The sequence below is a fragment of the Rathayibacter sp. AY1D5 genome, assembly GCF_002932515.1.
Taxonomy (GTDB): domain Bacteria; phylum Actinomycetota; class Actinomycetes; order Actinomycetales; family Microbacteriaceae; genus Rathayibacter.
This window is the reverse complement of sequence record NZ_PSVU01000040.1, coordinates 1-20,711: the sequence shown is the minus strand read 5'-3', so window position 1 is coordinate 20,711 and position 20,711 is coordinate 1. Positions and strand designations below refer to the sequence as shown.

Below are 20,711 nucleotides of genomic sequence, written 5' to 3'. Positions count from 1 at the left end.
CTCGGGATCTCACGCGGTCAGTGCATCGACCGCTCGGGCGATGCTCTCGGGGTCCCCCGCATCATGGCACGCGGCCTGCCGGACCACCTCGCCGATGACGATCACGGCGGGCGAGCGCGGTGCCAGCTCGGCGAGCAGGCCGAGCACTGCGCCGACCGACGAGACCGTCGTGCGCTGGTCGCGCGACCAGCCCCGCTCGACGATCGCGAGGGGCGTGTCGGCGCGCATCCCGGCGCGCTGCAGCCCGGCGACGAGGTGCGGGAGGGTGTTCACGCCCATCAGCACCACGATCGTCCCGCCCAGCCCGGCCAGATGGCCGAGCTCCTGCTCGCTGAACGGCGCATGGCCCGAGACCACGGTGAAGGCCCTGCTGACCTCGCGGTGGGTGACCGGGATCCCGGCGGCGGCGGGCACCGAGATCGCGCTGGTCACTCCGGGGACGACCGTGGAGCCGACGCCGGCGAGCCGGCACGCGCGCACCTCCTCCGACCCGCGGCCGAACACGAACGGATCGCCGCCCTTCAGGCGCACGACGTCCAGACCCGCGAGGGCCCGTTCGATCATCAGCCGCTCGATCTCGTGCTGCGGCACCGCATGATGACCCGGCGTCTTGCCGACGTCGATCAGCTCGGCGCCGGGCGCCCACTCGGCCAGGCCCTCGTGCGGACCGAGCCGGTCGTAGAGCACCACGTCCGCGTCGCGGAGGGCGCGGCGGGCGGCGAGGGTCATCAGATCCGGATCGCCGGGGCCGCCGCCGACGATGCTGACGTGCCCGACCGGCCGGGTCGGCGCGGGGGCCTCGTCGACGATCCAGGGGCAGAGCTCGGCCGCCGCTGCTCGGAGCGGCGCCGGCCCCTCCACCCACACGATCAGGGCCGGGGGCGCCGGGGTGAGCGCGTCCTCCGCCTCGTGCCGCTCGACGAGTGCGCCGGCGGCTCGGTAGCGGGCGAGCACGCGGCGGGTCCCGGAGGCGGTGCCGATCACGAGCACGCGGCGTCCGGCGAGGTCGAGGGAGAGCTGCATCACGAGTCCGATCCGATCCCGGCCGGACCGACGGGGATCCTCGGCCCCGCGACCAGCACGGGTCCGTCCGGTCTCTCGTCCCGGCCGGCGGGCCGGACCTGCCCGCGCTCGCGCACGGTCGCGACGCGCGGATCCGCGGTGTCCGGGGCGTTCACGAAGGAGCGGAAGCGGCGGAGCCGGTCGGGATCGGCGAGGGTCGCCGCCCACTCGTCGACGTAGGTGTCGACGTGCGTGGCCATGGCGGCCTCCAGCTCGGCGGCGATGCCGAGCGAGTCCTCGCAGACCACCTCGCGCACGTGCTCGAGTCCGCCGGGGAGCTCCTCCTGCCAGCGTGCGGTCCGCTGGAGCCGCTCGGCCGTCCGCACGTAGTACATGACGTAGCGGTCGATGTAGCGCACCAGGGTCTCGTCGTCGAGGTCCTGCGCGAGCAGCTGGGCGTGCGCCGGCTGGTAGCCGCCGTTGCCGCCGACGTAGAGGTTCCAGCCGAGGTCGCTCGCGATGACGCCGATGTCCTTCCCCCGCGCCTCGGCGCACTCGCGGGCGCAGCCGCTGACCCCGAGCTTGAACTTGTGCGGCGAGCGGAGACCCCGGTACCGCTCCTCGAGGAAGACCGCCATCCCGACCGCGTCCTGGACTCCGAAGCGGCACCAGGTCGATCCGACGCACGACTTGACCGTGCGCAGCGACTTGCCGTACGCCTGACCCGACTCGAAGCCGGCGTCGACGAGGAGGCGCCAGATCTCGGGCAGCTGCTCGAGGCGGGCGCCGAACATGTCGATCCGCTGCCCGCCGGTGATCTTCGTGTAGAGGCCGTACTGCTCGGCGACCTCGGCGATCACCTTGAGCTTCGCCGGCGTGATCTCGCCCCCGGGGATCCGCGGGACGACGGAGTAGGTGCCGTCCTTCTGCATGTTGGCCAGGGCGCGGTCGTTGGTGTCCTGCAGCGGCGCCTGGCCGCCGTCGAGGATGTAGGCGTTCGTCTGGGTGGCGAGGACGGAGGCGATCACCGGCTTGCAGACGTCGCAGCCCAGCCCGGAGCCGAAGCGCTCCATCACCTGCTCGGCCGAGTGCAGCCCGAGGATGCGGACCGACTCGAACAGCTCGCTGCGGCTGAGCGCCACGTGCTCGCAGAGGGCGCGGGAGACCTCGACGCCCGCACGGATCAGCTCCGTGTCGAGCAGCTTCTTCACCAGGGGCACGCACGATCCGCACTGGGTGCCCGCGCGGGTGCAGGCCTTGAGCGGCCCCAGCTCGGTGCACCCCTCGCCGATCGCGTGACGGACCTCGCCGACCGAGACGTTGTTGCACGAGCAGACCTGGGCGTCGTCCGGAAGGTCGCCCGAGGGCGCCTCCGCCCCCGCCGCCGCGAGGTAGGCGCCGGGCTCGGCCGGCAGCTCGCGCCCCAGCAGCGGGCGGAGGGAGGAGTAGGGGCCCGCGTCGCCGACGAACATCCCGCCGAGCAGCGTGCGCGCATCGTCCGAGACGACGACCTTCTGGTAGAGACCGCGGGCCGGATCGGCGTAGACGACCTCGAGCGCTCCCTCCGTGGTGCCGAGGGCGTCGCCGAAGCTGGCGACCTCCACGCCCGAGAGCTTGAGCTTGGTGGCGTCGTCGACCCCCGGGAAGGTAGCGTCGCCGCCGAGGATCCGGTCGGCGACAACCTCCGCCATCGCGTTGGCGGGTGCGACGAGCCCGAGGGTGCGGCCGTCGATCGCGGCGACCTCGCCGATGGCCCAGACTCCCGCCCGGCTGGTGCGGCAGGCCTCGTCGACGACCACGCCTCCGCGCGGTGCGACCTCGATCCCGACCGCTCGGGCGAGCTCGTCGCGCGCCGTGATCCCGATGGAGAAGACCACGAGATCGGCGCTGATGCTGCTGCCGTCGGTCAGCGCGACGCCGAGCACCGTCCCCGTCGGCGAGGTGAGGATCGCGGTGGGCCGGTTGCCGAGGTGCAGCGCGATCCCCTGCGCCGAGATGATGCGGCCGAGGGCCTGCCCGGCGCCCTCGTCGAGCTGCGCGCTCATCAGCCAGCGGCCGGAGTGGACGAGGGCGGTGCGCGCACCGAGCCGGTGCGCGCCTCCCGCCGCCTCGAGGCCGAGCAGACCGCCGCCGACCACGACCACGATCGCGGGGCGTCCGCGCCGGGCGCGGAACGCGGCGAGCTCGGCGACGAGCCCGTCCACGTCCTCGAGCGTGCGGTAGACGCGGCCGTGCTCGGCGCCCTCGATCGGCGGGACCGTGGCGGAGGAGCCCGTCGCCAGGACGATCTCGTCGCCCTCGAGGGAGCGGCCGTCCGCGAGCTCGACGCGCAGGCGGTCGGGATCGATCGCGACGACACGGGAGGAGGTGATCAGCCGTGCCGACTCCCACAGAGCGCCGTCGCCCAGAGTCAGGTCGTGCTCGCCGTCGAGGCGCTTCGAGAGTGCGACGCGGTCGTAGGGACGGTGCACCTCCTCGCCGAGGACGGTGATCTCCAGCGCCTGGTCGCCGGCCCGGGCGACGAGCGCGTCGACCAGGCGGTGCGCGGCGGGTCCCGCTCCGACGACGAGCACGCGTCGGGGCCGGGCGGCGGGGTTCGGTCCAGGAGTCATGACGTCCACCGTAGGGACGGCCCGTTTCCCCGCCGTTGCCCCGGTGTAACAGCGTGTGACGCGCGCCTCTCGGCGAGCGCCGCAGGCCGTGAGGGCTTCGTTACGCCCGTGACACCGGAGGCGTGCTCGCACGAAACGCGCGATCCCTACCGTTGCCTCATCGCGTCCGACCGGATGCGGTGGCCCACCCGCAGGAAGAAGGCGCAGCGATGACCCTCCTCGATCGGCTCGCCCCCGCGACCGCCACCACCTGGGTGCCGGTCTGCGCCGTCGGCGACCTCGAGCCGCTCTGGGGCGAGGCCGCCCTGGTCGGCGGTGTGCAGCTCGCCCTGTTCCTCCTGCCCGACGGGCGGGTGCGGGCCGTCTCGAACCTCGACCCCGCGACCGGCGCGGCCGTGCTCTCGCGCGGCATCGTCGGCTCGCGTCTGGTCGACGGGGTGCAGCGGCCCACGATCGCCTCGCCCCTGCACAAGGACGTCTTCGACCTCGAGACCGGCGCCTGCTTCACACGAGCGGAGCTGCACCTCGCCACCTGGCAGGTGCGCGAGAGCGACGGCACGATCGAGGTCGCCCAGCGGACCGCTCTGGTCGCCGCGTCCCACGGGACCTCCGACGACGACGGGAGACGTGCCGTCGCCGCGCTGGTCGAGGCGGTCCGCCGGGCCAACCCGGCGCTGGACGTGCTCGACTCCTTCGTCGACGTGCAGCAGCCCGACGTCCCCGCGACCCTGGGCTCTCTCGAGCCGGGCCGGCCGGCGGTGGTCGTGCCGCTGCTGCTCTCGGCCGGCTACCACGTGCACGTCGACCTGGCCGAGGCCGCGGCGGAGGCGGAGCGGCCGGTGCGGGTCTCGGGCGCGCTCGGACCCGATCCCCGCCTGGCGCGCGTGCTCGCCCGCCGGCTCCACGAGGCAGGGCTCGACGGCGGCGACCGCGTCGTGCTCGCCGCCGCCGGCTCGAGCGACGCCGGTGCCGTCGCGGACTGCTGGACCACCGGCCGCCTTCTCGCCGCCGAGCTCGGCCGCGAGGTGAGCACCTCGTTCATCTCGGCCGCCGAGCCGCGGGTCGCGGAGGCGGTCGCCGCCGAGCGCGCCGCCCACCCCGGCGCGCGCGTCGTGGTCGCCACCTACCTGCTCGCGCCCGGCTACTTCGCCGGCCTGGCCGCCTCCGCGGGAGCCGACCTCGCCTCCGCTCCCCTCCTCACCGCCGTCGATCCGCCCGCCCGCGAGCTGGTCGACATCGTCTCGGAGCTGTTCGGGCGCAACGCCTGACGCCTCCTCCCCGCACCACCACCGCTCCACCTCCCCGTCCCGAGCGCGCCCTCGCGCGCGCCGCCCACCCTCCGGAGGACCACGATGACTGCTGCACCCCCGACCACCGCCCCCACGACCGCCGCCACTTCCACCGGCATCATCCGACGGCCGGGCCGCTGGATCGACGGCTGGAACCCCGAGGACCCCGCCCAGTGGGAGGCGGAGGGACGCTCCGTCGCCGCCCGCAATCTGAGGTGGTCGATCTTCGCCGAGTTCCTCGGCTTCGTCGTCTGGCAGCTCTGGTCGGTCGTCGTCGTCTCGCTGCCGGCGGCCGGGTTCGCCTTCGACACCGGGCAGATCTTCTGGCTCATCTCGATGCCGAGCCTCGTCGGCGCCACCCTGCGGATCCCGTACACGTTCATGGTCCCCCGCTTCGGCGGCCGCAACTGGACGATCGTGTCGGCGGGCCTCCTGCTGATCCCGAGCGTCGGACTCGGCATCGCGGTCTCGAATCCGGAGACCCCGTTCGGCGTCATGCTCCTGGTGGCCGCGCTCGCCGGCTTCGGCGGCGGCAACTTCGCCAGCTCGATGGCGAACATCACCTTCTTCTACCCGCACGCGCAGAAGGGCTGGGCTCTGGGGCTCAACGCCGCGGGCGGCAACCTGGGCGCCTCCGTCGCGCAGCTCGTCGTGCCGATCGCGATCACCGTCGGCGCCGCGGCCACGCTGAACCTGCCGATCGCCGGCTTCCTCTGGGTCCCCCTGATCGTCGTGGCGATGATCGGCGCCGCCAAGCGCATGGACAACCTCTCGACCGCGAAGTCCGACGTCGCCGCCTCCCTCGCCGCGCTCCGCGAGCCGCACCTCTGGCTGCTGGCCGTGCTCTACATCGGCACCTTCGGGTCCTTCATCGGATTCGCCGGCGTGTTCCCGAAGCTCATCGCCGACACCTTCCCCGAGTTCTCCGGCTTCGCCGTCGGCTCGGCGACGGTCGGCCTCGCGTTCCTCGGCTCCCTGGTGGGCTCGCTGTCCCGCCCCTCCGGCGGCCGTCTGGCCGACCGCTTCGGCGGAGCGCCTGTCACGGTCCTCGCCTTCGTCGCCATGGGCGCCGGGATCCTCGGCGTGATCGCGACACTGCCGCTCGGCAGCTTCTGGCTCTTCCTCGCCTGCTTCCTCGTGCTCTTCTCGGCGGCCGGCATCGGCAACGGCGCGACCTACCGCATGATCCCCACGGTGTTCGCCCTCCGCGCCCGCCAGCGCGGCGACGACGGCATCGGCGCCCAGCGCACGTCCGCCGCGGCGCTCGGCCTGATCTCGGCGATCGGCGCCTACGGCGGCTTCGTGATCCCCCAGCTGCTCGGCTTCTCCAAGACCGAGTTCGGCGACTACACCACGGCGCTGGGCTGGTTCGTCGGCGCCTACGCGGTGATGCTTGCGATCACGGCCGGCGTCTACCTCCGCCTCGCCGCGAAGACGGGGACCCGGATCTGACGATGAGCGCACCCGCCCCGACCGACTCCCACTGCCCGTACTGCGCCCTGCAGTGCGCGATGACGCTGACACCCGCGGCGGGCCCCGAGCCCCTGGCGGTCGAGGGGAGGGAGTTCCCGACGAACCGGGGCGGGCTCTGCGCCAAGGGCTGGACCTCCGCCGAGCTGCTGGCGAGCGGACAGCGCCTGGTCTCCCCGCTGCTGCGCGGCGCCGACGGCGTCCTCGCGGAGGCGTCGTGGGAGGAGGCGCTCGACGCGGTCGCCGGGGCGGTGCGCGGCGTCCGGGAGCGGCACGGCGCCGACGCGGTGGCCGTCTTCGGCGGCGGGGGCCTCACCAACGAGAAGGCCTACCAGCTCGGGAAGTTCGCTCGGATCGCTCTCGGCACCTCCCGGATCGACTACAACGGCCGCTTCTGCATGTCCTCGGCCGCGGCGGCCGGCAACCGCGCCTTCGGCGTCGATCGCGGACTGCCGTTCCCGGTGTCCGACCTCGACGACGCCGACACGATTCTGCTCCTGGGCTCGAACGTCGCCGCGACGATGCCGCCGCTTCTCGCCCACTTCGCCGGTGCCCGCTCGCGGGGCGGCCTGGTGGTCGTCGACCCGCGCCGCTCGGCCACCGCGCGGCTGACGGAGGACGGCGCCGGCACGCATCTGCAGCCCGCCCCGGGGACGGATCTGCCGCTCCTGCTCGGGCTGACCCACCTGGTCTTCGCCGAGGGCCTCGCCGACACCGCCTACCTCGCCGCGCGCACGACCGGCGCCGAGGCGGTGCGCCGCAGCGTCTCGGCGTGGTGGCCGGAGCGCACGTCCGCGGTCACGGGCGTGCCGACCACGCTCCTCCGCTCCCTCGCGCGCCGGCTCGCCGCGGGGCGGTCGTTCGTGCTGACCGGCCGCGGGGTCGAGCAGCACGTCGACGGCACCGACACCGCGACCGCCGCGATCAACCTCGCTCTCGTGCTCGGCCTGGTGGGCCGCAAGGGGTCGGGGTACGGCACGCTCACCGGTCAGGGCAACGGCCAGGGCGGACGCGAGCACGGCCAGAAGGCCGATCAGCTCCCGGGGTACCGCTCCATCCGCGATCCGGAGGCGCGGCGCCACGTCGCCGCCGTCTGGGACGTGACGCCCGAATCGATCCCCGGCCCGGGCCTGCCCGCCACCGCCCTGCTCGCCGAGCTCGGACGCTCCGTGCACTGCCTGCTGGTGCACGGCTCCAACGTGGTCGTCTCGGCTCCGGACGCCGACGCCGTCCGCGCCGGGCTCGAGGCCCTGGACACGCTGGTCGTCTGCGACTTCTTCCTCTCCGAGACCGCCGCGCTGGCCGATGTGGTGCTCCCGGTGCCGCAGTGGGCGGAGGAGGAGGGCACGATGACCTCGCTCGAGGGCCGGGTGCTCCGCCGCCGCCGGGCGATCGACCCGCCGGCAGGAGTGCGCAGCGAGCTCTGGATCATGAGCGAACTGGCGCGCCGTCTCGACGCCCCCTCGAGCTGGTCGACCGTCCCCGCGGAGGTGTTCGACGAGCTGGCCCGCGCGTCCGCGGGAGGCGTGGCCGACTACTCCGGCCTCTCGCACGCCCTGCTCGACACCGGGATCGCCGCCCACTGGCCCTACCCCGCGGGCGGCACGGGGACGCCGCGCCTCTTCGCTGAGCGCTTCGGGCACCCCGACGGCCGGGCGCGCCTGGTCGCCGTCATCCCCGCCGTCCCCGTCGTCGTGGACCGCGGCGAGGAGCTGACCCTGGTGACCGGCCGCTACCTCCAGCAGTACCAGTCGGGCACCCAGACCCGGCGGGTCGCGGAGCTCGATGCGGCCCGCCCGGAGGCTCGACTCGAGATCCACCCGGCGACCGCCTCCCGGCTCGGCGTCAGCGACGGAGCACCTGTGGCGATCGGGAACGCGCGCGGCGTGGTCCGCGCCCGCGCGAGCGTCACCGCGGACATCCGCCATGACACGGTGTTCCTGCCCTTCCACTACGCGGGTGAGCAGTGCGCGAACCTCCTCACCGAGGCCGTCGTGGACCCGGTGTCGTCGATGCCCGAGTTCAAGCGCACGCGGGTCTGGGTCCGCGCGGAAGGGACGGCACATGCCTGAGACACCTCCCGAGCGGATCGTCCTGATCGGCTACGGACCCGTCGGCTCGCGCTTCGTCGAGGAGCTGCTGCCGGCCGTGCGGGCCGGTCTGGTCGCGCTGACGGTCGTCGGCGCCGAGGGCGACGACCCCTACAACCGTGTCCTGCTCGCGGAGTACGCCGTCGGCCGGGCGACCCGCGAGCGCCTCGACCTCGGCGACCGGACGGCGGCGGACGCGGCGGGCGTCGTCCTGCGCCTGGGAGCGGCCGTCGTGGGGATCGACCGCGCGCGGAACGTCGTGCGGCTGCACGACGGCGAGCGGCTGCCCTACGACCGCCTCGTCCTGGCCACCGGCGCCCGGGCGAACGTGCCGACCCTCGCCGGGATGGAGCGGTCCCGACGCGAGCGGACGGTGCGCGCCGCCGATCCGGAGTCGCTCGACGCGGGCTCCCGGCCCCTCCCGGAGCGGGTGGTGGCGCTGCGCGACCTGGCCGACGCCCGGGTGGTCCGCGAGTCCGTGCGCTCCGGCGCGCGCCTCGTCGTGCTCGGGGCGGGAGTGCTCGGGATCGAGTTCGCCCTCGCGGCCGCCGAGCAGGGCGCGCAGGTGGTGGTGGTCTTCCACGGCGACATCCCGATGGCCCGCAATCTCGACACGGGCGGGGGCCGGATGCTGGCCGCGGCCGCCCGCGCGGCCGGCGTCGAGATGGTGGCGCACGCCCGGTCCGAGAGCGTCCTGCTCGCGCACGACGACCGCGGCCGTGCGCACTTCCAGGCGCTCGTCTGCGCTGACGGCAAGCAGATCGAGGGGGATCTGCTGGTGCTCTCGTGCGGTGTCGGTGCGCGGGTCGAGCTGGCCGCGGGCGCGGAGCTCGCCGTCTCGACCGGGATCCTGGTCGATGAGCAGCTGCGCAGCTGGAGCGACCCGGACGTCTTCGCGATCGGCGACTGCGCGCACGTCGCCCCCCGCGGCTCGGCCCTGCCCGACGGCCGCGTGCCCGGCGGACCGAGCGGACTGATCGGTCCGGGATGGGAGCAGGCGGACCGGCTCGCAGCGCGGATCCGGGCGGAGGCGGAGGGCCGCTGCGGCGAGGAGCGCGTCCCCGACGCCCGACCGGCGGTCGTGATGCTGAAGGCCGAGGGCGTCGACCTCGTGGCAGGAGGCGACGTGGCCCCGGAGCCGTGGGACCCGCACCGCCCGGGCGAGGAGCACCTCGAGGTGACGCTGTGGGCTGACCCCGCCCGCGGCGGCTACGCCAAGCTCGTGACCGCAGGAGGAGTGCTGCGCGGGTTCGTCTCGGTGGGTCTGCCCCGGGTCGGCGCCGAGCTCAGCCTCCTCTTCGAGCGGGGCTCGGAGCTGCCGGCGGACCGGTCGAGCCTCCTGCGTCTGGACGCCCCGGATGCGGGCGCCGCGGCGACCGGCGATCCGTTCGCCCCCGATGCCACGGTCTGCTGGTGCAACGGCGTGACGGCGGCGGTGATCACCGATGCGGCTGCGGCGGGACACGGGACGGTCGCCTGCGTCGGGCGGGCGACCCGCGCCGGCACGGGCTGCGGCGGCTGCACCGGTCGTATCGCCGAGCTGCTCGCGCGGACGGCGGTCCCCGCCTGATCGCCGCGAGGACCGGGCCTCGCCGCCTCAGCGGTCGAGCGCCTCCGCGAGGCGCCGGGTGACCGCCCGCAGTTCGAGCTCGGCCCCGCGGACGCGCTCGTCGAGAGCCGCCGCGGTGTCGGCGGCCTGCTCGGCGGCCGCCGCACCCGCCGCCTCGGACGAGGCTCGGTCGGCCGCGACCGACGCGCTGAGCTCGTCCAGCGCCTCCCGGAGGCCCGCCGACTCGTCGCGCAGCACGGAGACGTCGCCCTGCACCGCACTCAGCTCGCCGCGGAGCCCCGCCACCTCGTCGCGCAGGGCCGCCGTCTCGGCGCGCAGCTCCTCCGTGCGCAGCCGCGCCTGCTCGAACCAGGGGGCGACCAGCCGGTGCACCGCGTCGCGGAGCACGACGCCGCCGCGGCCGAGCCGGGTGGGCGCGGAGCCGGGGTCCTGGAGGAAGTCGTGGTCAGTGGTCATCGTCGTGGTCCCGTCCGGAGAAGCGGCGGTGGAGCACGTCCATCGCCCGCAGATCCTTGTCCATGATGTCGGCCTCGAGGGTGGTGTCGGCGAGGCGGTCGGCGAGGCCAGGCCGGGAGCGGCGCTCGAGCGAGGCCTCGATCAGCTCGACGGAGCGCTCGAACGAGAGCGGTCCGCGCGCCGCGGCCCGGCCCCGCCGACCGAGCGCCTCGAGGTCCACCGCCCCGCTCGCCACGTCCCGCATCGCCTCGAGGAGCGCCGGGGCGGAGCGGGTGATCTTGATGCAGTCGACCCCGTCGATGAGGAACTCCGCGACTCCGCTGGCCGCCGTCACGATCGGCACGGCGCCCGCCGCGGCCGCCTCGACCGGCGCGACGCCGAACGCCTCTCCGGCCCAGGTCGGGAAGAGGAACGCGTCGGCGCGGCCGTGCGCGGCGAGCACCTCGGCGTGGGGCGTCGGTCCGTGGAACTCGACCAGGCCGTCCAGGCCCGCCTCGTCCGCCCGGGCGCGCCAGCCGTCCACGTCTCCGTCGCCGTAGAGGTCCACGCGGAAGTCGCGGGTCTCCTCCGCGAGAGACGCCGCCGCCTCCAGCACCAGCCCGACGCCCTTGTGCTCGCCGAGCGACGCGGCGAACGTGAACCGGGTGGTCCCGCCCTCGCGGTAGCGCCGCGGCTCCGCGGTGTCGGGGGAAACGGACACTCCCCGCCCGATCACCTCGACCTCGCCCAGGCTCAGCCCGCCGGCCTCGATCGCGTCGACGAGCGAGCGGCTGACCGCGACGATCTCGCCGCGGTCGAAGTGGTCGGGGGCCTGGGCGCCGTAGACGCGGAGCACGCGCTCGGGCAGCCCGTCGACCAGGGCGTTCGGGATGCGGTCGCCGAGGTTCCACATCCACGGGGCCTCCACCGCCCGCAGCAGGTCGATCAGCGCGAGGCCGCCGATCCCGAGCAGGTTGAAGGCCACCACGTGGGTCGGCGCGAAGTCGCGCAGCTCCTCGAGCAGGATGCGGGTGTTCTCGAACCGCGAGACGGCGCTCTCGTGGTGCAGCAGCTGAGCGATCTCGCCGCCGGTCTGCGGCAGCGGGAAGTAGGTGCGCAGGCTGAGCGTGCGGTGCACCTCGACGCCCGAGGGCTCCGGCGGCAGGTAGGTCGGCGTGGTCAGCACGCGCACGGTGTGGCCGCGGGCCGCCATCGCCTCCGCGACGCGCGCACAGGTCATCTCGTATCCGCCGAGCACCTGCGGCGGGTAGAGGTTGCTCACGAACAGCAGGCGCATCACCGCACCTCCCCTCTCGCGGAGGCGTCCGCCGCGATCCGCGCCGTCACCTCAAGCGTGTAGGCCGCGCGGGCCTGGCGGTCATTGCCGCCGTCCCAGTAGTTGACGAGGTAGAGCCCGGACTGCTGCGTGCGCGGCACGAACGGGAACAGCTGGGCCCGGGGCTCGATCTGCGCGATCCGGTAGCCGGCGTCGACCGCGCGCACGTGCAGCCAGATGTCGTCGGCGTCCGGGGCGATCTCGCGGAACGCGTCCCCGTGCGCGGCGATCTCGCCGAGGAGCGGGGCGGGCAGCAGCTGCCCGGAGACGGAGGTGCCGAAGACGTCGGTCGACGCGCGCGTGTCGGCGACCGGCGTCCAGCTCGTGTACGGAGCCACGGCGCCGTCGACGATCCCCACCCGGTGGGCGCGGTAGCAGAGCACGGTCTCGCGTGGGTAGCGCGAGCGGGCGTCGAGCAGGCCCCTCAGCCAGGTGCGCGGGTACACGATGTCGTCGTCGGAGGTGACGAGGTCGCGCTCCCCCGCCCGGCCCGAGAGCAGGTGCGGGTAGTACTTCGTGTGCACGCGGTAGCCGTCGACCAGGCGGATCTCGACGCCGCGGCGGCGGAGGCGTCGCAGCGGCGCGGGCAGGTCGGCGTGCAGGGCCGGGTCGTCGAGCCAGAGCACCAGGCGCGCGGGCCGGGCGTCGCCGCGGGCGATGGACTCGAGCGCCACGTGGACCCGCTGCAGCCGCTCGCCGTGCGTGGTCATCGTCACCACGACCTCGCCCGCCGGATCGACCGCGGAGCGGCGGGAGAAGCGGTTGGCCAGGTCGAGCAGCAGCAGCTCGCGCCGGAGCGCGGGCGAGGGGTGGTCGATCGGCCGGGCGGCGATCACGGCGGCGCGGCGCTCCGAGAGGCGCTGAGGGGCGGAGCGGACGACCCGGGCCGCGGAGCGCAGCCGCGTGCGGGGGCGGACACGACGGCCCAGCGCCGCGAGGCGCGTGCGGGGCCGGACGCGCCGGCCGACGGCGGCGAGAGCGGGATGCATCGGTCCAGGTTAGCCGGAGGCGCCCGGGCGCCCTGCGCCGGTCAGGGCTCGTCGACGACCGCGAAGGCCCGCACCGGGAAGGTCCCGAAGCCCCGCACCTTCGGCGGCACGGCGGTGAAGCGCGCCCCTGTCGCCGGCAGCCCGCCGAGGCCGGTGAGGTGCTCGACGACGTGCACTCCCGCGGCGAGGAGGGCCGAGTGTGCGGGCCGCGATCCGCCCGACTCCGTGTCGTCGATGTTCACCGAGTCGATGCCGACCAGCACCGCGCCGGCGGCGACGAGCGCCTCCGCCGCCTCGCCGCTGAGGAAGGGAGCGCCCCTGCCGTACCCGGGCGTGGCGAAGCGCGCGTCCCAGCCGGTGCGGAGAAGGACGGCGGCGCCGCGGACGTCGAGTCCCGCGACCGCGTCCGCACTGATGCCCCGTCCGGTGGCTCCGGTCGCGTCGACCACGACGGCAGGCAGATCGACCAGCGTCTCGAGGCGGAGAGCGGCGAGATCGGCTCCTCCCTCGTAGCGGTGGAACGGGCTGTCGAGGTAGGTGCCCGTGTTGCCGATCATCTCGATGACGTCCATCGCGAACTCGGTGCCGGGCGCGTAGGAGGCGCGGGACTCCTTACGCGTGAGGTGTGGCCGGATGCGCGGAGCGGGCAGGCCCGGGTAGGTCACCAGCCCGTCCGCGACGGTGTGGCTGAGGTCGACGAAGCGGCGCGAGGAGGTCATGCGCCCGATCCTGGCAGGGGCCGGATCGGGCGCACCATCGAGATGCCGCCCCGCGGGGCGGCGTTCCCGCCTCTACTTCTTCGGCAGCGCCGCCGACAGGTCCGCGATCAGGTCGGACGAGTCCTCGAGGCCCACCGAGAGGCGCACCAGCGACTCCGAGACCTCCAGCGGCGTGCCCTTCACCGACGCGTGCGTCATCTCGCTCGGGTAGCCGATCAGCGACTCGACGCCGCCCAGTGACTCCGCGAGCTGGAACAGCTCGGTCGACTCGGCGAACTTCCGGGCCGCGCGCGGCGTCGCGAGCTCGAGCGAGAGCATCCCGCCGAACCGCGACATCTGGCGCTTCGCCAGCTCGTGGCCGGGGTGCGAGGGCAGGCCCGGGTAGTGCACGGCCGTCACCGCCGGGTGCTCGACGAGGAACTCGGCGACCGCCTGCGCGTTGACGGAGTGGCGCTCCATCCGCACCCCGAGGGTCTTGATGCCGCGGACCGTGAGCCACGCGTCCATCGGGCCCGAGATCGCTCCGACCGCGAACTGCAGGAACGCGATCTTCTCGGCCAGCGGCCCCGAGCGCAGGGCGAGCGCGCCGCCGACGACGTCCGAGTGGCCGCCGAGGTACTTCGTGGTCGAGTGCACGACCACGTCGGCACCGAGGGCCAGCGGCTGCTGCAGGGCGGAGGAGGCGAAGGTGTTGTCGACGACGACGATCAGGTCGTGCGCGTGGGCCAGGTCGGCGAGCTCGGCGATGTCGCTGATGGTCATCAGCGGGTTCGACGGGGTCTCGACCCAGAGCATCTTCGTCTCGCCGGGGACGATCGCCCGCTGCACCTCGCGGAGGTTCGACATGTCGACGGCCGTGTTGCGCACGCCCCAGGCGCTGTGCACCCGGTCGATCAGGCGGTGGCTGCCGCCGTACGCGTCATTGCCCAGGACGACGTGGTCGCCGGGCGCGAGGGCGGCGCGCAGCAGGGTGTCCTCGGCGGCGAGGCCGGAGGAGAAGGAGTAGGCGACGTCGGCGCCCTCGAGCGAGGCGATGAGCTCCTGGAGCGAGTCGCGCGTCGGGTTCGCCGAGCGGGCGTACTCGTAGCCGCCCCGGAGACCGCCGATGCCGTCCTGGACGAACGTGGAGGTCATGTAGACGGGCGGCACGACCGCGCCGGTGGTCGGATCGAACTCCTGGCCGGCGTGGATGGCGCGGGTGTCGAAGTGCTGCTTCTTGGGCATGGTGCGGGCTCCCTGGGTCGGAGGTGCGGAGGCGGCGGCCGTCAGGCCGTGGCGTAGGTGAGGAGGTCCTGTCGGGTGATCACCGCGACGGGCTTGCCCTCGTCGGTGACGAGGAGGGCGCTGCGCTCGGTGAGCGCGGCGCGGGCGGCGGTGATGCTCTCGCCGAGCCCGATCAGCGCGAGCGCGTCGCCCACGCAGTCGCCGAGCGGGTCGTTCATCGAGGCGGATCCGGCGAAGACGCGGTCGAGCAGCTCGCGCTCGTCGACGGCTCCGACGACCTCGCCCATCACGACCGGCGGCTCGGCGGTCAGCACCGGGAGCTGCGAGACGCCGTACTCGGTCATGATGCCGATCGCGTCGCGGATCGTGTCGGTCGGGTGAGCGTGCACGAGCGCCGGGAGGTCGGCCTGCCCGCTCGCCGCCCTGGCGCGGAGCACGTCGCGGACGGTGCCCTCGTCGCGCATCTCGAGGAAGCCGTAGGAGCGCATCCAGCGGTCGTTGAAGATCTTGCCGAGGTAGCCGCGCCCGCCGTCCGGCAGGAGCACGACGACCACGTCGTCCGGCCCGAGACCTGCGGCGGCCTTGAGCGCGACGGAGACGGCGAGCCCGCTCGATCCGCCGACGAGCAGCCCCTCCTCGCGGGCGAGGCGGCGGGTCATCGCGAACGACTCGGCGTCGCTGGAGGCGATGATCCGGTCGACCACGCTCGGGTCGTACGCGCTCGGCCAGAAGTCCTCGCCGACGCCCTCCGTCAGGTACGGGCGACCGCCGCCGCCCGAGTAGACGGAGCCCTCGGGGTCGGCGCCGACGATCTGCACGCGGCCCTCCGACACCTCCTTGAGGTAGCGGCCGACGCCGCTGATGGTGCCGCCCGTGCCGACTCCCGCGACGAAGTGGGTGAGCCGACCGGCGGTGTCGCGCCAGATCTCGGGGCCCGTGGTCTCGTAGTGGCTGAGCGGTCCGTTGAGGTTCGCGTACTGGTTGGGCTTGAAGGCGCCGGGGATCTCGCGGGCGAGGCGGTCCGAGACGGAGTAGTAGGAGGCGGGGTCCTCCGGAGCGACGGCCGTCGGCGTCACGACGATCTCGGCCCCGTAGGCGGTGAGGACGTTGCGCTTGTCCTCCCCCACCTTGTCCGGCAGCACGAACACGCAGCGGTAGCCGCGCTGCTGCGCGACGAGGGCGAGGCCGATGCCGGTGTTGCCGCTGGTCGGCTCCACGACGGTGCCGCCGGGCTTCAGCAGCCCGTCGCGCTCGGCGGCGTCGATGATGCGGGTCGCGATGCGGTCCTTCGACGAGCCGCCGGGGTTCAGGTACTCGACCTTGACCAGCACGGTCGCCTGCACGCCCGCCGCGACCGGGCCCAGCTTCACCAGCGGGGTGTCGCCGATGAGGTCGAGGACCGAATCGGCGTAGGCCATCCCGGTCTCCGGGCGTGCGGGAAGGGCGCGATCCAGGCTCATCCCGCCAGCGTAGCAACCGGCTCCCGGCGTGTGACGGGGGTGGGCGGAGGCACAGGGAGCGGTCTCGGGCGGGGAGTGCCGCCGGTCGCGCCGGTGCCCTATCGTGGGGGTCCGCGAGCGCCGCCGTCGACCCGGAACGGACCCCGAATGACCTCACCGATCGCCGCACCGCCGCGGCGTCCGGCCGACATCCACCTCCTCCGCCTGCTCGGCCCGGCGCTGGTCGCCGGAGTCGCCTACCTCGACCCGGGCAACGTCGCCAGCAACATGACGGCCGGCGCCCGGTTCGGCTACCTCCTGGTCTGGGTGGTGGTGCTCGGCAACCTGATGGCCTGGCTCATCCAGTACCTCTCGGCGAAGCTCGGCCTGATGACCGGCCGCAGCCTCCCGGAGCTGCTCGGCGACCGCCTGCGCGGCCGCTGGGGCCGCCGGGCCTACTGGCTGCAGGCCGAGACGGTCGCGATGGCGACCGACCTGGCCGAGGTGATCGGCGGCGCGATCGCGCTCAACCTGCTCTTCGGACTGCCGCTGCTGGCCGGCGGCGTGGTCACCGGCGCGGTCTCGCTGGTGCTGCTGCTCGTGCAGACGCGGGGCGGGGCGCAGCCGTTCGAGCGGGTGATCACGGCGCTGATGGTGCTGATCGCCGTCGGCTTCACGGTCGGCGTGGTCGTCGATCCCCCGGACGCGGGCGCGACCGTCGCCGGTCTCGTGCCGCGCTTCGAGGGCTCGGAGTCGGTGCTGCTCGCCGCCTCGATCCTCGGCGCGACCGTCATGCCCCACGCGATCTACGCCCACTCCGCGCTCGCCCGCGACCGCTTCGGCCACGTCGAGGGCGTCGGCGCGCGCCGGAGGATCCTGGTCGCCACCCGGATCGACGTGACGGTCGCCCTCGCCATCGCCGGCACCGTGAACCTCGCGATCCTGCTCCTCGCCGCGCACTCCCTCGCGGGAGTCGCCGGGACCGACAGCCTCGAGGGCGCCCATGCGGCCATCGGAGCGGCGCTCGGACCGGTGGTCGCGACCCTGTTCGCCGTCGGCCTGCTCGCCTCCGGCCTCGCCTCGACCTCGGTCGGCGCGTACGCGGGGGCCGAGATCATGCACGGTCTGCTCCAGGTGCGGGTGCCGCTCGTCGCCCGTCGTCTGGTCACGCTGATCCCGGCGCTCCTGGTGCTCGCGATCGGCTTCGACCCGACGCGCGCGCTGGTGCTCAGCCAGGTGGTCCTGTCGTTCGGCATCCCCTTCGCGCTCGTGCCGCTCGTGATCCTGACCCGCGACCGCAGCCTGATGGGCGACCAGACGAACCGCTGGTTCACCACCCTCGCCGCCGCCCTGGCCGCCGTCTTCCTCATCGTCCTGAACGGCCTGCTGCTCTGGCTCACCTTCGCCCCTTGAGCGGAGCGGCGGCGCGCCGTCCCACTCCTCCGCGGCCTCCTCTCCCGCTGATCGAGCGGCCCGCTCCGCGGGCGTGTCGAGATCCCCCTGACCGCGCATTGATCCGATCCGAAGCCTCGCTCGTTATCCTCTGAGAGCGCCTCTCAGGCGCCTGCGCCCGCCCCAGGCGCCTTCCGCCCTCAGAACGAGAGACGCCGCCGTGGCCAAAGACACGATGTCCGCCAAGAACCGCGCCCGACAGGAGAAGCTCGAGGCCTACAAGCGCGAGCAGGACCGCCGCAAGCGCGGCTCCCGCATCTGGATCTGGTCGCTGTCGGCCCTGGCCGTCCTCGCGGTCGGCGGGATCGTCGCGGTCACCGTCTTCGGGAACCAGCAGATCGTCGAGGCGCGCGAGATCGACGGCCTGCAGACCTTCGACAACGACGCCACCCACGTCGCCGGCGCCGTCGACTACCCGCAGACCCCGCCGGCGGGCGGCCCGCACAACGCCGTGTGGATGAACTGCGGCGTCTACGACGAGCCCGTCCCGAACGAGAACGCGGTGCACGACCTCGAGCACGGCGCCGTCTGGGCCACCTACGACCCCGAGCTCCCGCAGAGCGAGGTCGACGCGCTGATCGCCGCGATGCCCGACACCTACTCCGTCGTCTCGCCCTACGAGGGCCTCGAGTCGCCCATCGTGCTGAGCGCCTGGGACGCCCAGGTCGCGATCGACTCGCCCGAGGACCCCCGCATCGACGCCTTCGTCGAGCGCTTCTGGCAGTCCTCGAGCGCTCCGGAGCCCGGCGCCCCCTGCACCGGAGGGATCGATGCGCCCGGCAAGCAGTAGGGGCCGGATCCTCGTCGCCGCGGTCGCCGTGGTCGCGCTCCTCCTCGGGGCGGCCGGCGGCTACCTCTTCGGCGCGCTCGCCCCGTTCGCCTCCGCGGCGACGCCCTCGAGCGCCAGCGCCGAAGCGGGCTTCGCGCGCGACATGCAGGTGCACCACCTGCAGGGCGCCGAGCTGGCGATGATCGCCCGCGAGCGCAGCGCCGACGACGAGGTCCTCACCGTCTCGAAGGACATCCTGCTCACCCAGCAGCAGCAGGCCGGGCAGCTCTTCGGCTGGCTGAACTCGTGGGGCCTGCCGCAGGCTGCTCCGGAGCCCTCGATGACCTGGATGGGCCGGCCGACCCTGGCCGGAGCCGCCGACGAGCACTCGTCGATGGGGATGGGGACCGAGGACGGCGTCGTGCCGGCGAGCATGCCCGGTCTCGCGACACCGGACCAGATCACCGCCCTCAGCAGCGCGTCGGGCCGCGACTTCGACCGGATGTTCCTCGAGCTGATGATCGCCCACCACCGCGGCGCGATCGACATGGCCGAGGCGCTGCTCGCCCGGAGCCGCGTGACGGTCGCCACCGACTTCGCCTCCTCCGTCGTGAAGGCCCAGGAGGCCGAGATCTCGCTGATGGAGCAGATGCTCGAGGACCGCCCGGCGGAGTGACCGCCTCCGGCGCGGGCGATGGCGGCTGAGAGCGATGCGCCTCCCCCACCGGGGCAGGGCGCGTGCTCTCCGCCGACGTCGTGCACGGAGCCCGGCGACTCAGACGGCGCCGGCTGCGAGTAGCGCCGCGGGGGGCCGCGGCCGCCGATCCGCGGCTCAGCCCTGGAGGGCCGACTCCGTCTGCTGCGCGTAGAGCGAGGCGTAGAGGCCGCCGAGGCCGAGCAGCTCGCGGTGGGTGCCCGATTCGACGATCCGGCCGCCCTCGACGACGTGGATGACGTCGGCCGACACGATGGTCGAGAGCCGGTGGGCGATCGCGATGGTGGTGCGGCCGCGGGCGGCGTCGTCGAGCGCGGTCTGGACGATCCGCTCCGAGACGGTGTCGAGGGCGCTGGTCGCCTCGTCGAGGATGAGGACCGCCGGGTCCTTCAACAGGACGCGTGCGATCGCGAGCCGCTGCTTCTCGCCTCCGGAGAGCCGGTAGCCGCGCTCGCCGACCAGTGTGTCGTAGCCGTCGGGGAACGACGTGATCGTCGCGTGGATGTTCGCGGCGCGGGCGGCCGCCTCCAGCTCCTCCTGCGTCGCGTCCGGGCGGGCGTAGCGGAGGTTGTCGCCGATCGTCGCGTGGAAGAGGTAGGTCTCCTGGCTGACGATGCCGATGTGCGAGACGAGCGACTCCTGCCGCAGCTCGCGCACGTCGGTGCCGGCGAAGCGCACCGCTCCCCCGGCCACGTCGTAGAGGCGCGGGACGAGGTACGAGATGGTGGTCTTGCCCGCGCCGGAGGGACCGACGAAGGCGACGAACTGGCCCGGCTCGATCGCGACCGAGACGTGGTCGAGCGTCGGGCGCGCGTCCTCCGCCTGGTCGGGGTAGCGGAACACGACGTCGTCGAGCTCGACCCGGCCGAGCTCGCCCGAGACCTCGCGTGCATCTGCCCGGTCCGTGATCGCCGGGCGCAGGTCCAGGTACTCGAAGATGCGGGCGAACAGCGCTCCGGCCGTCTGCAGGTCGAGCGCGACGCGCATCAGGCCCAGGAGCGGCCACATCAGGCGCGCCTGCACGGTGGTGAAGGCCACGACGGTCCCGGCGGTGACGGTGGTGCCGCCGAGGATCAGCCAGGCGGCCACGAGGTACACGATCACGGGGATGACGGAGAGGAAGATCTGCACCATCGCGAAGAACCACTGGCCGGACATCTGCTGCCGCACCTGGAGCTCGATCTGGCGGCCGTTCTCGTCGGCGTAGCGCGTCACCTCCGACTCCTGGCGGCCGAAGCTCTTGGCCAGGAGGATGCCCGAGACGCTCAGGGTCTCCTGGGTGATCGCGGTCATCTCGGACAGCGACTCCTGCGTCTTCGTCGCGATGCGCGCCCTCACCTGGCCGACGCGGCGCTGGGCCACGACGAGCACCGGAGTGAGGACGAGGGCGACGATCGTCATCTGCCACGAGAGCAGGAGCATCGCGACGACGGCCGCGATCACGGTGACGGTGTTGCCGAGCACGCTCGAGACGGTGTTCGTCAGCACGTTGGCCACGCCGCCCACGTCGTTGGCGAGGCGCGACTGGATGACGCCGGTGCGGGTGCGGGTGAAGAAGCCGAGCTCCATCGCCTGCAGGTGGCGGAAGAGGCGGATGCGC

General features: G+C 73.9%; 16 protein-coding genes. 7 read left to right on the top strand and 9 right to left on the bottom strand.

What is annotated here, in order from left to right; genetic code table 11:
* Positions 1 to 9: 9 nt before the first annotated feature.
* Together cobA and nirB are read right to left on the bottom strand one after the other, a co-directional pair.
* A complete protein-coding gene (gene cobA / locus C5C82_RS12410; protein WP_104224371.1) occupies positions 10 to 1,023 on the bottom strand; it encodes a uroporphyrinogen-III C-methyltransferase in 1,014 nt (337 codons plus the stop codon).
* Positions 1,023 to 3,614 carry a nitrite reductase large subunit NirB gene (gene nirB, locus C5C82_RS12405; RefSeq protein WP_104355168.1) on the bottom strand — a complete coding sequence of 864 codons (2,592 nt, stop codon included), beginning with the start codon at positions 3,612 to 3,614 and terminating at the stop codon, positions 1,023 to 1,025. Before nirB ends, cobA begins: the two co-directional genes overlap by 1 nt.
* A gap of 209 nt (positions 3,615 to 3,823) precedes the next feature.
* Between nirB and nirD the strand changes: the two genes are divergently transcribed.
* The 4 genes from nirD (at position 3,824) to C5C82_RS12385 (ending at position 10,033) form a co-directional block, all read left to right on the top strand.
* Positions 3,824 to 4,882: a nitrite reductase small subunit NirD gene (gene nirD, locus C5C82_RS12400; RefSeq protein WP_104355167.1), complete on the top strand. Its 1,059-nt coding sequence runs from the start codon at positions 3,824 to 3,826 to the stop codon at positions 4,880 to 4,882.
* Positions 4,883 to 4,966: 84 nt separating this feature from the next.
* Positions 4,967 to 6,355 carry an MFS transporter gene (locus C5C82_RS12395; protein WP_104326350.1) on the top strand — a complete coding sequence of 463 codons (1,389 nt, stop codon included), beginning with the start codon at positions 4,967 to 4,969 and terminating at the stop codon, positions 6,353 to 6,355.
* Between the two features lie 2 nt (positions 6,356 to 6,357).
* Complete coding sequence (locus C5C82_RS12390) at positions 6,358 to 8,445, top strand: molybdopterin oxidoreductase family protein (protein WP_104355166.1); 2,088 nt, start codon at positions 6,358 to 6,360, stop codon at positions 8,443 to 8,445.
* Positions 8,438 to 10,033, top strand: a complete 1,596-nt coding sequence (locus C5C82_RS12385; protein WP_104355165.1) for an NAD(P)/FAD-dependent oxidoreductase — start codon at positions 8,438 to 8,440, stop codon at positions 10,031 to 10,033. Before C5C82_RS12390 ends, C5C82_RS12385 begins: the two co-directional genes overlap by 8 nt.
* Before the next feature lie 27 nt (positions 10,034 to 10,060).
* Here C5C82_RS12385 and C5C82_RS12380 read toward each other — a convergent pair whose 3' ends face one another.
* The 6 genes from C5C82_RS12380 to C5C82_RS12355 all read right to left on the bottom strand — a co-directional run bounded on the left by C5C82_RS12380 (position 10,061) and on the right by C5C82_RS12355 (position 16,154).
* Positions 10,061 to 10,489: a hypothetical protein gene (locus C5C82_RS12380; protein ID WP_104247711.1), complete on the bottom strand. Its 429-nt coding sequence runs from the start codon at positions 10,487 to 10,489 to the stop codon at positions 10,061 to 10,063.
* Entirely contained in the window at positions 10,479 to 11,765 is a 1,287-nt protein-coding gene (locus tag C5C82_RS12375; RefSeq protein ID WP_104296130.1) for a glycosyltransferase, read from the bottom strand. Before C5C82_RS12375 ends, C5C82_RS12380 begins: the two co-directional genes overlap by 11 nt.
* Positions 11,765 to 12,793 (bottom strand): glycosyltransferase, encoded by a 1,029-nt coding sequence (locus C5C82_RS12370; RefSeq protein ID WP_104296131.1) that lies wholly within the window; start codon positions 12,791 to 12,793, stop codon positions 11,765 to 11,767. Before C5C82_RS12370 ends, C5C82_RS12375 begins: the two co-directional genes overlap by 1 nt.
* 41 nt (positions 12,794 to 12,834) lie before the next feature.
* Entirely contained in the window at positions 12,835 to 13,512 is a 678-nt protein-coding gene (locus tag C5C82_RS12365) for a cyclase family protein (RefSeq protein ID WP_104355164.1), read from the bottom strand.
* Positions 13,513 to 13,584: 72 nt separating this feature from the next.
* Entirely contained in the window at positions 13,585 to 14,736 is a 1,152-nt protein-coding gene (locus tag C5C82_RS12360; RefSeq protein ID WP_104224345.1) for a cystathionine gamma-synthase, read from the bottom strand.
* 41 nt (positions 14,737 to 14,777) lie between these two features.
* Entirely contained in the window at positions 14,778 to 16,154 is a 1,377-nt protein-coding gene (locus tag C5C82_RS12355) for a cystathionine beta-synthase (protein ID WP_104355163.1), read from the bottom strand.
* Positions 16,155 to 16,343: 189 nt separating this feature from the next.
* On the opposite strand from C5C82_RS12355, the gene C5C82_RS12350 reads away from it, so the two are divergent.
* From C5C82_RS12350 to C5C82_RS12340, 3 genes are all read left to right on the top strand, one after another.
* Positions 16,344 to 17,588 (top strand): Nramp family divalent metal transporter, encoded by a 1,245-nt coding sequence (locus tag C5C82_RS12350; protein ID WP_104296134.1) that lies wholly within the window; start codon positions 16,344 to 16,346, stop codon positions 17,586 to 17,588.
* A 199-nt stretch (positions 17,589 to 17,787) separates the two neighbouring features.
* Positions 17,788 to 18,417 (top strand): DUF3105 domain-containing protein, encoded by a 630-nt coding sequence (locus C5C82_RS12345; RefSeq protein WP_258062955.1) that lies wholly within the window; start codon positions 17,788 to 17,790, stop codon positions 18,415 to 18,417.
* Positions 18,398 to 19,072, top strand: a complete 675-nt coding sequence (locus tag C5C82_RS12340) for a DUF305 domain-containing protein (RefSeq protein ID WP_104224341.1) — start codon at positions 18,398 to 18,400, stop codon at positions 19,070 to 19,072. The genes C5C82_RS12345 and C5C82_RS12340 overlap by 20 nt, the downstream gene beginning before the upstream one ends.
* Before the next feature lie 156 nt (positions 19,073 to 19,228).
* On the opposite strand, the gene C5C82_RS12335 is transcribed toward C5C82_RS12340, so the two are convergent.
* Positions 19,229 to 20,711: ABC transporter ATP-binding protein (locus tag C5C82_RS12335; RefSeq protein ID WP_104261752.1), on the bottom strand; the 1,483-nt coding region annotated here is incomplete at its 5' end.

Excerpts from the sequence above, each read along its gene's own strand:
- cobA (WP_104224371.1), bottom strand. The coding sequence starts at position 1,023 with ATGCAGCTCTCCCTCGACCTCGCCGGACGCCGCGTGCTCGTGATCGGC.
- nirB (WP_104355168.1), bottom strand. The coding sequence starts at position 3,614 with ATGACTCCTGGACCGAACCCCGCCGCCCGGCCCCGACGCGTGCTCGTC.
- nirD (WP_104355167.1), top strand. The coding sequence starts at position 3,824 with ATGACCCTCCTCGATCGGCTCGCCCCCGCGACCGCCACCACCTGGGTG.
- C5C82_RS12395 (WP_104326350.1), top strand. The coding sequence starts at position 4,967 with ATGACTGCTGCACCCCCGACCACCGCCCCCACGACCGCCGCCACTTCC.
- C5C82_RS12390 (WP_104355166.1), top strand. The coding sequence starts at position 6,358 with ATGAGCGCACCCGCCCCGACCGACTCCCACTGCCCGTACTGCGCCCTG.
- C5C82_RS12385 (WP_104355165.1), top strand. The coding sequence starts at position 8,438 with ATGCCTGAGACACCTCCCGAGCGGATCGTCCTGATCGGCTACGGACCC.
- C5C82_RS12380 (WP_104247711.1), bottom strand. The coding sequence starts at position 10,489 with ATGACCACTGACCACGACTTCCTCCAGGACCCCGGCTCCGCGCCCACC.
- C5C82_RS12375 (WP_104296130.1), bottom strand. The coding sequence starts at position 11,765 with ATGCGCCTGCTGTTCGTGAGCAACCTCTACCCGCCGCAGGTGCTCGGC.
- C5C82_RS12370 (WP_104296131.1), bottom strand. The coding sequence starts at position 12,793 with ATGCATCCCGCTCTCGCCGCCGTCGGCCGGCGCGTCCGGCCCCGCACG.
- C5C82_RS12365 (WP_104355164.1), bottom strand. The coding sequence starts at position 13,512 with ATGACCTCCTCGCGCCGCTTCGTCGACCTCAGCCACACCGTCGCGGAC.
- C5C82_RS12360 (WP_104224345.1), bottom strand. The coding sequence starts at position 14,736 with ATGCCCAAGAAGCAGCACTTCGACACCCGCGCCATCCACGCCGGCCAG.
- C5C82_RS12355 (WP_104355163.1), bottom strand. The coding sequence starts at position 16,154 with ATGGCCTACGCCGATTCGGTCCTCGACCTCATCGGCGACACCCCGCTG.
- C5C82_RS12350 (WP_104296134.1), top strand. The coding sequence starts at position 16,344 with ATGACCTCACCGATCGCCGCACCGCCGCGGCGTCCGGCCGACATCCAC.
- C5C82_RS12340 (WP_104224341.1), top strand. The coding sequence starts at position 18,398 with ATGCGCCCGGCAAGCAGTAGGGGCCGGATCCTCGTCGCCGCGGTCGCC.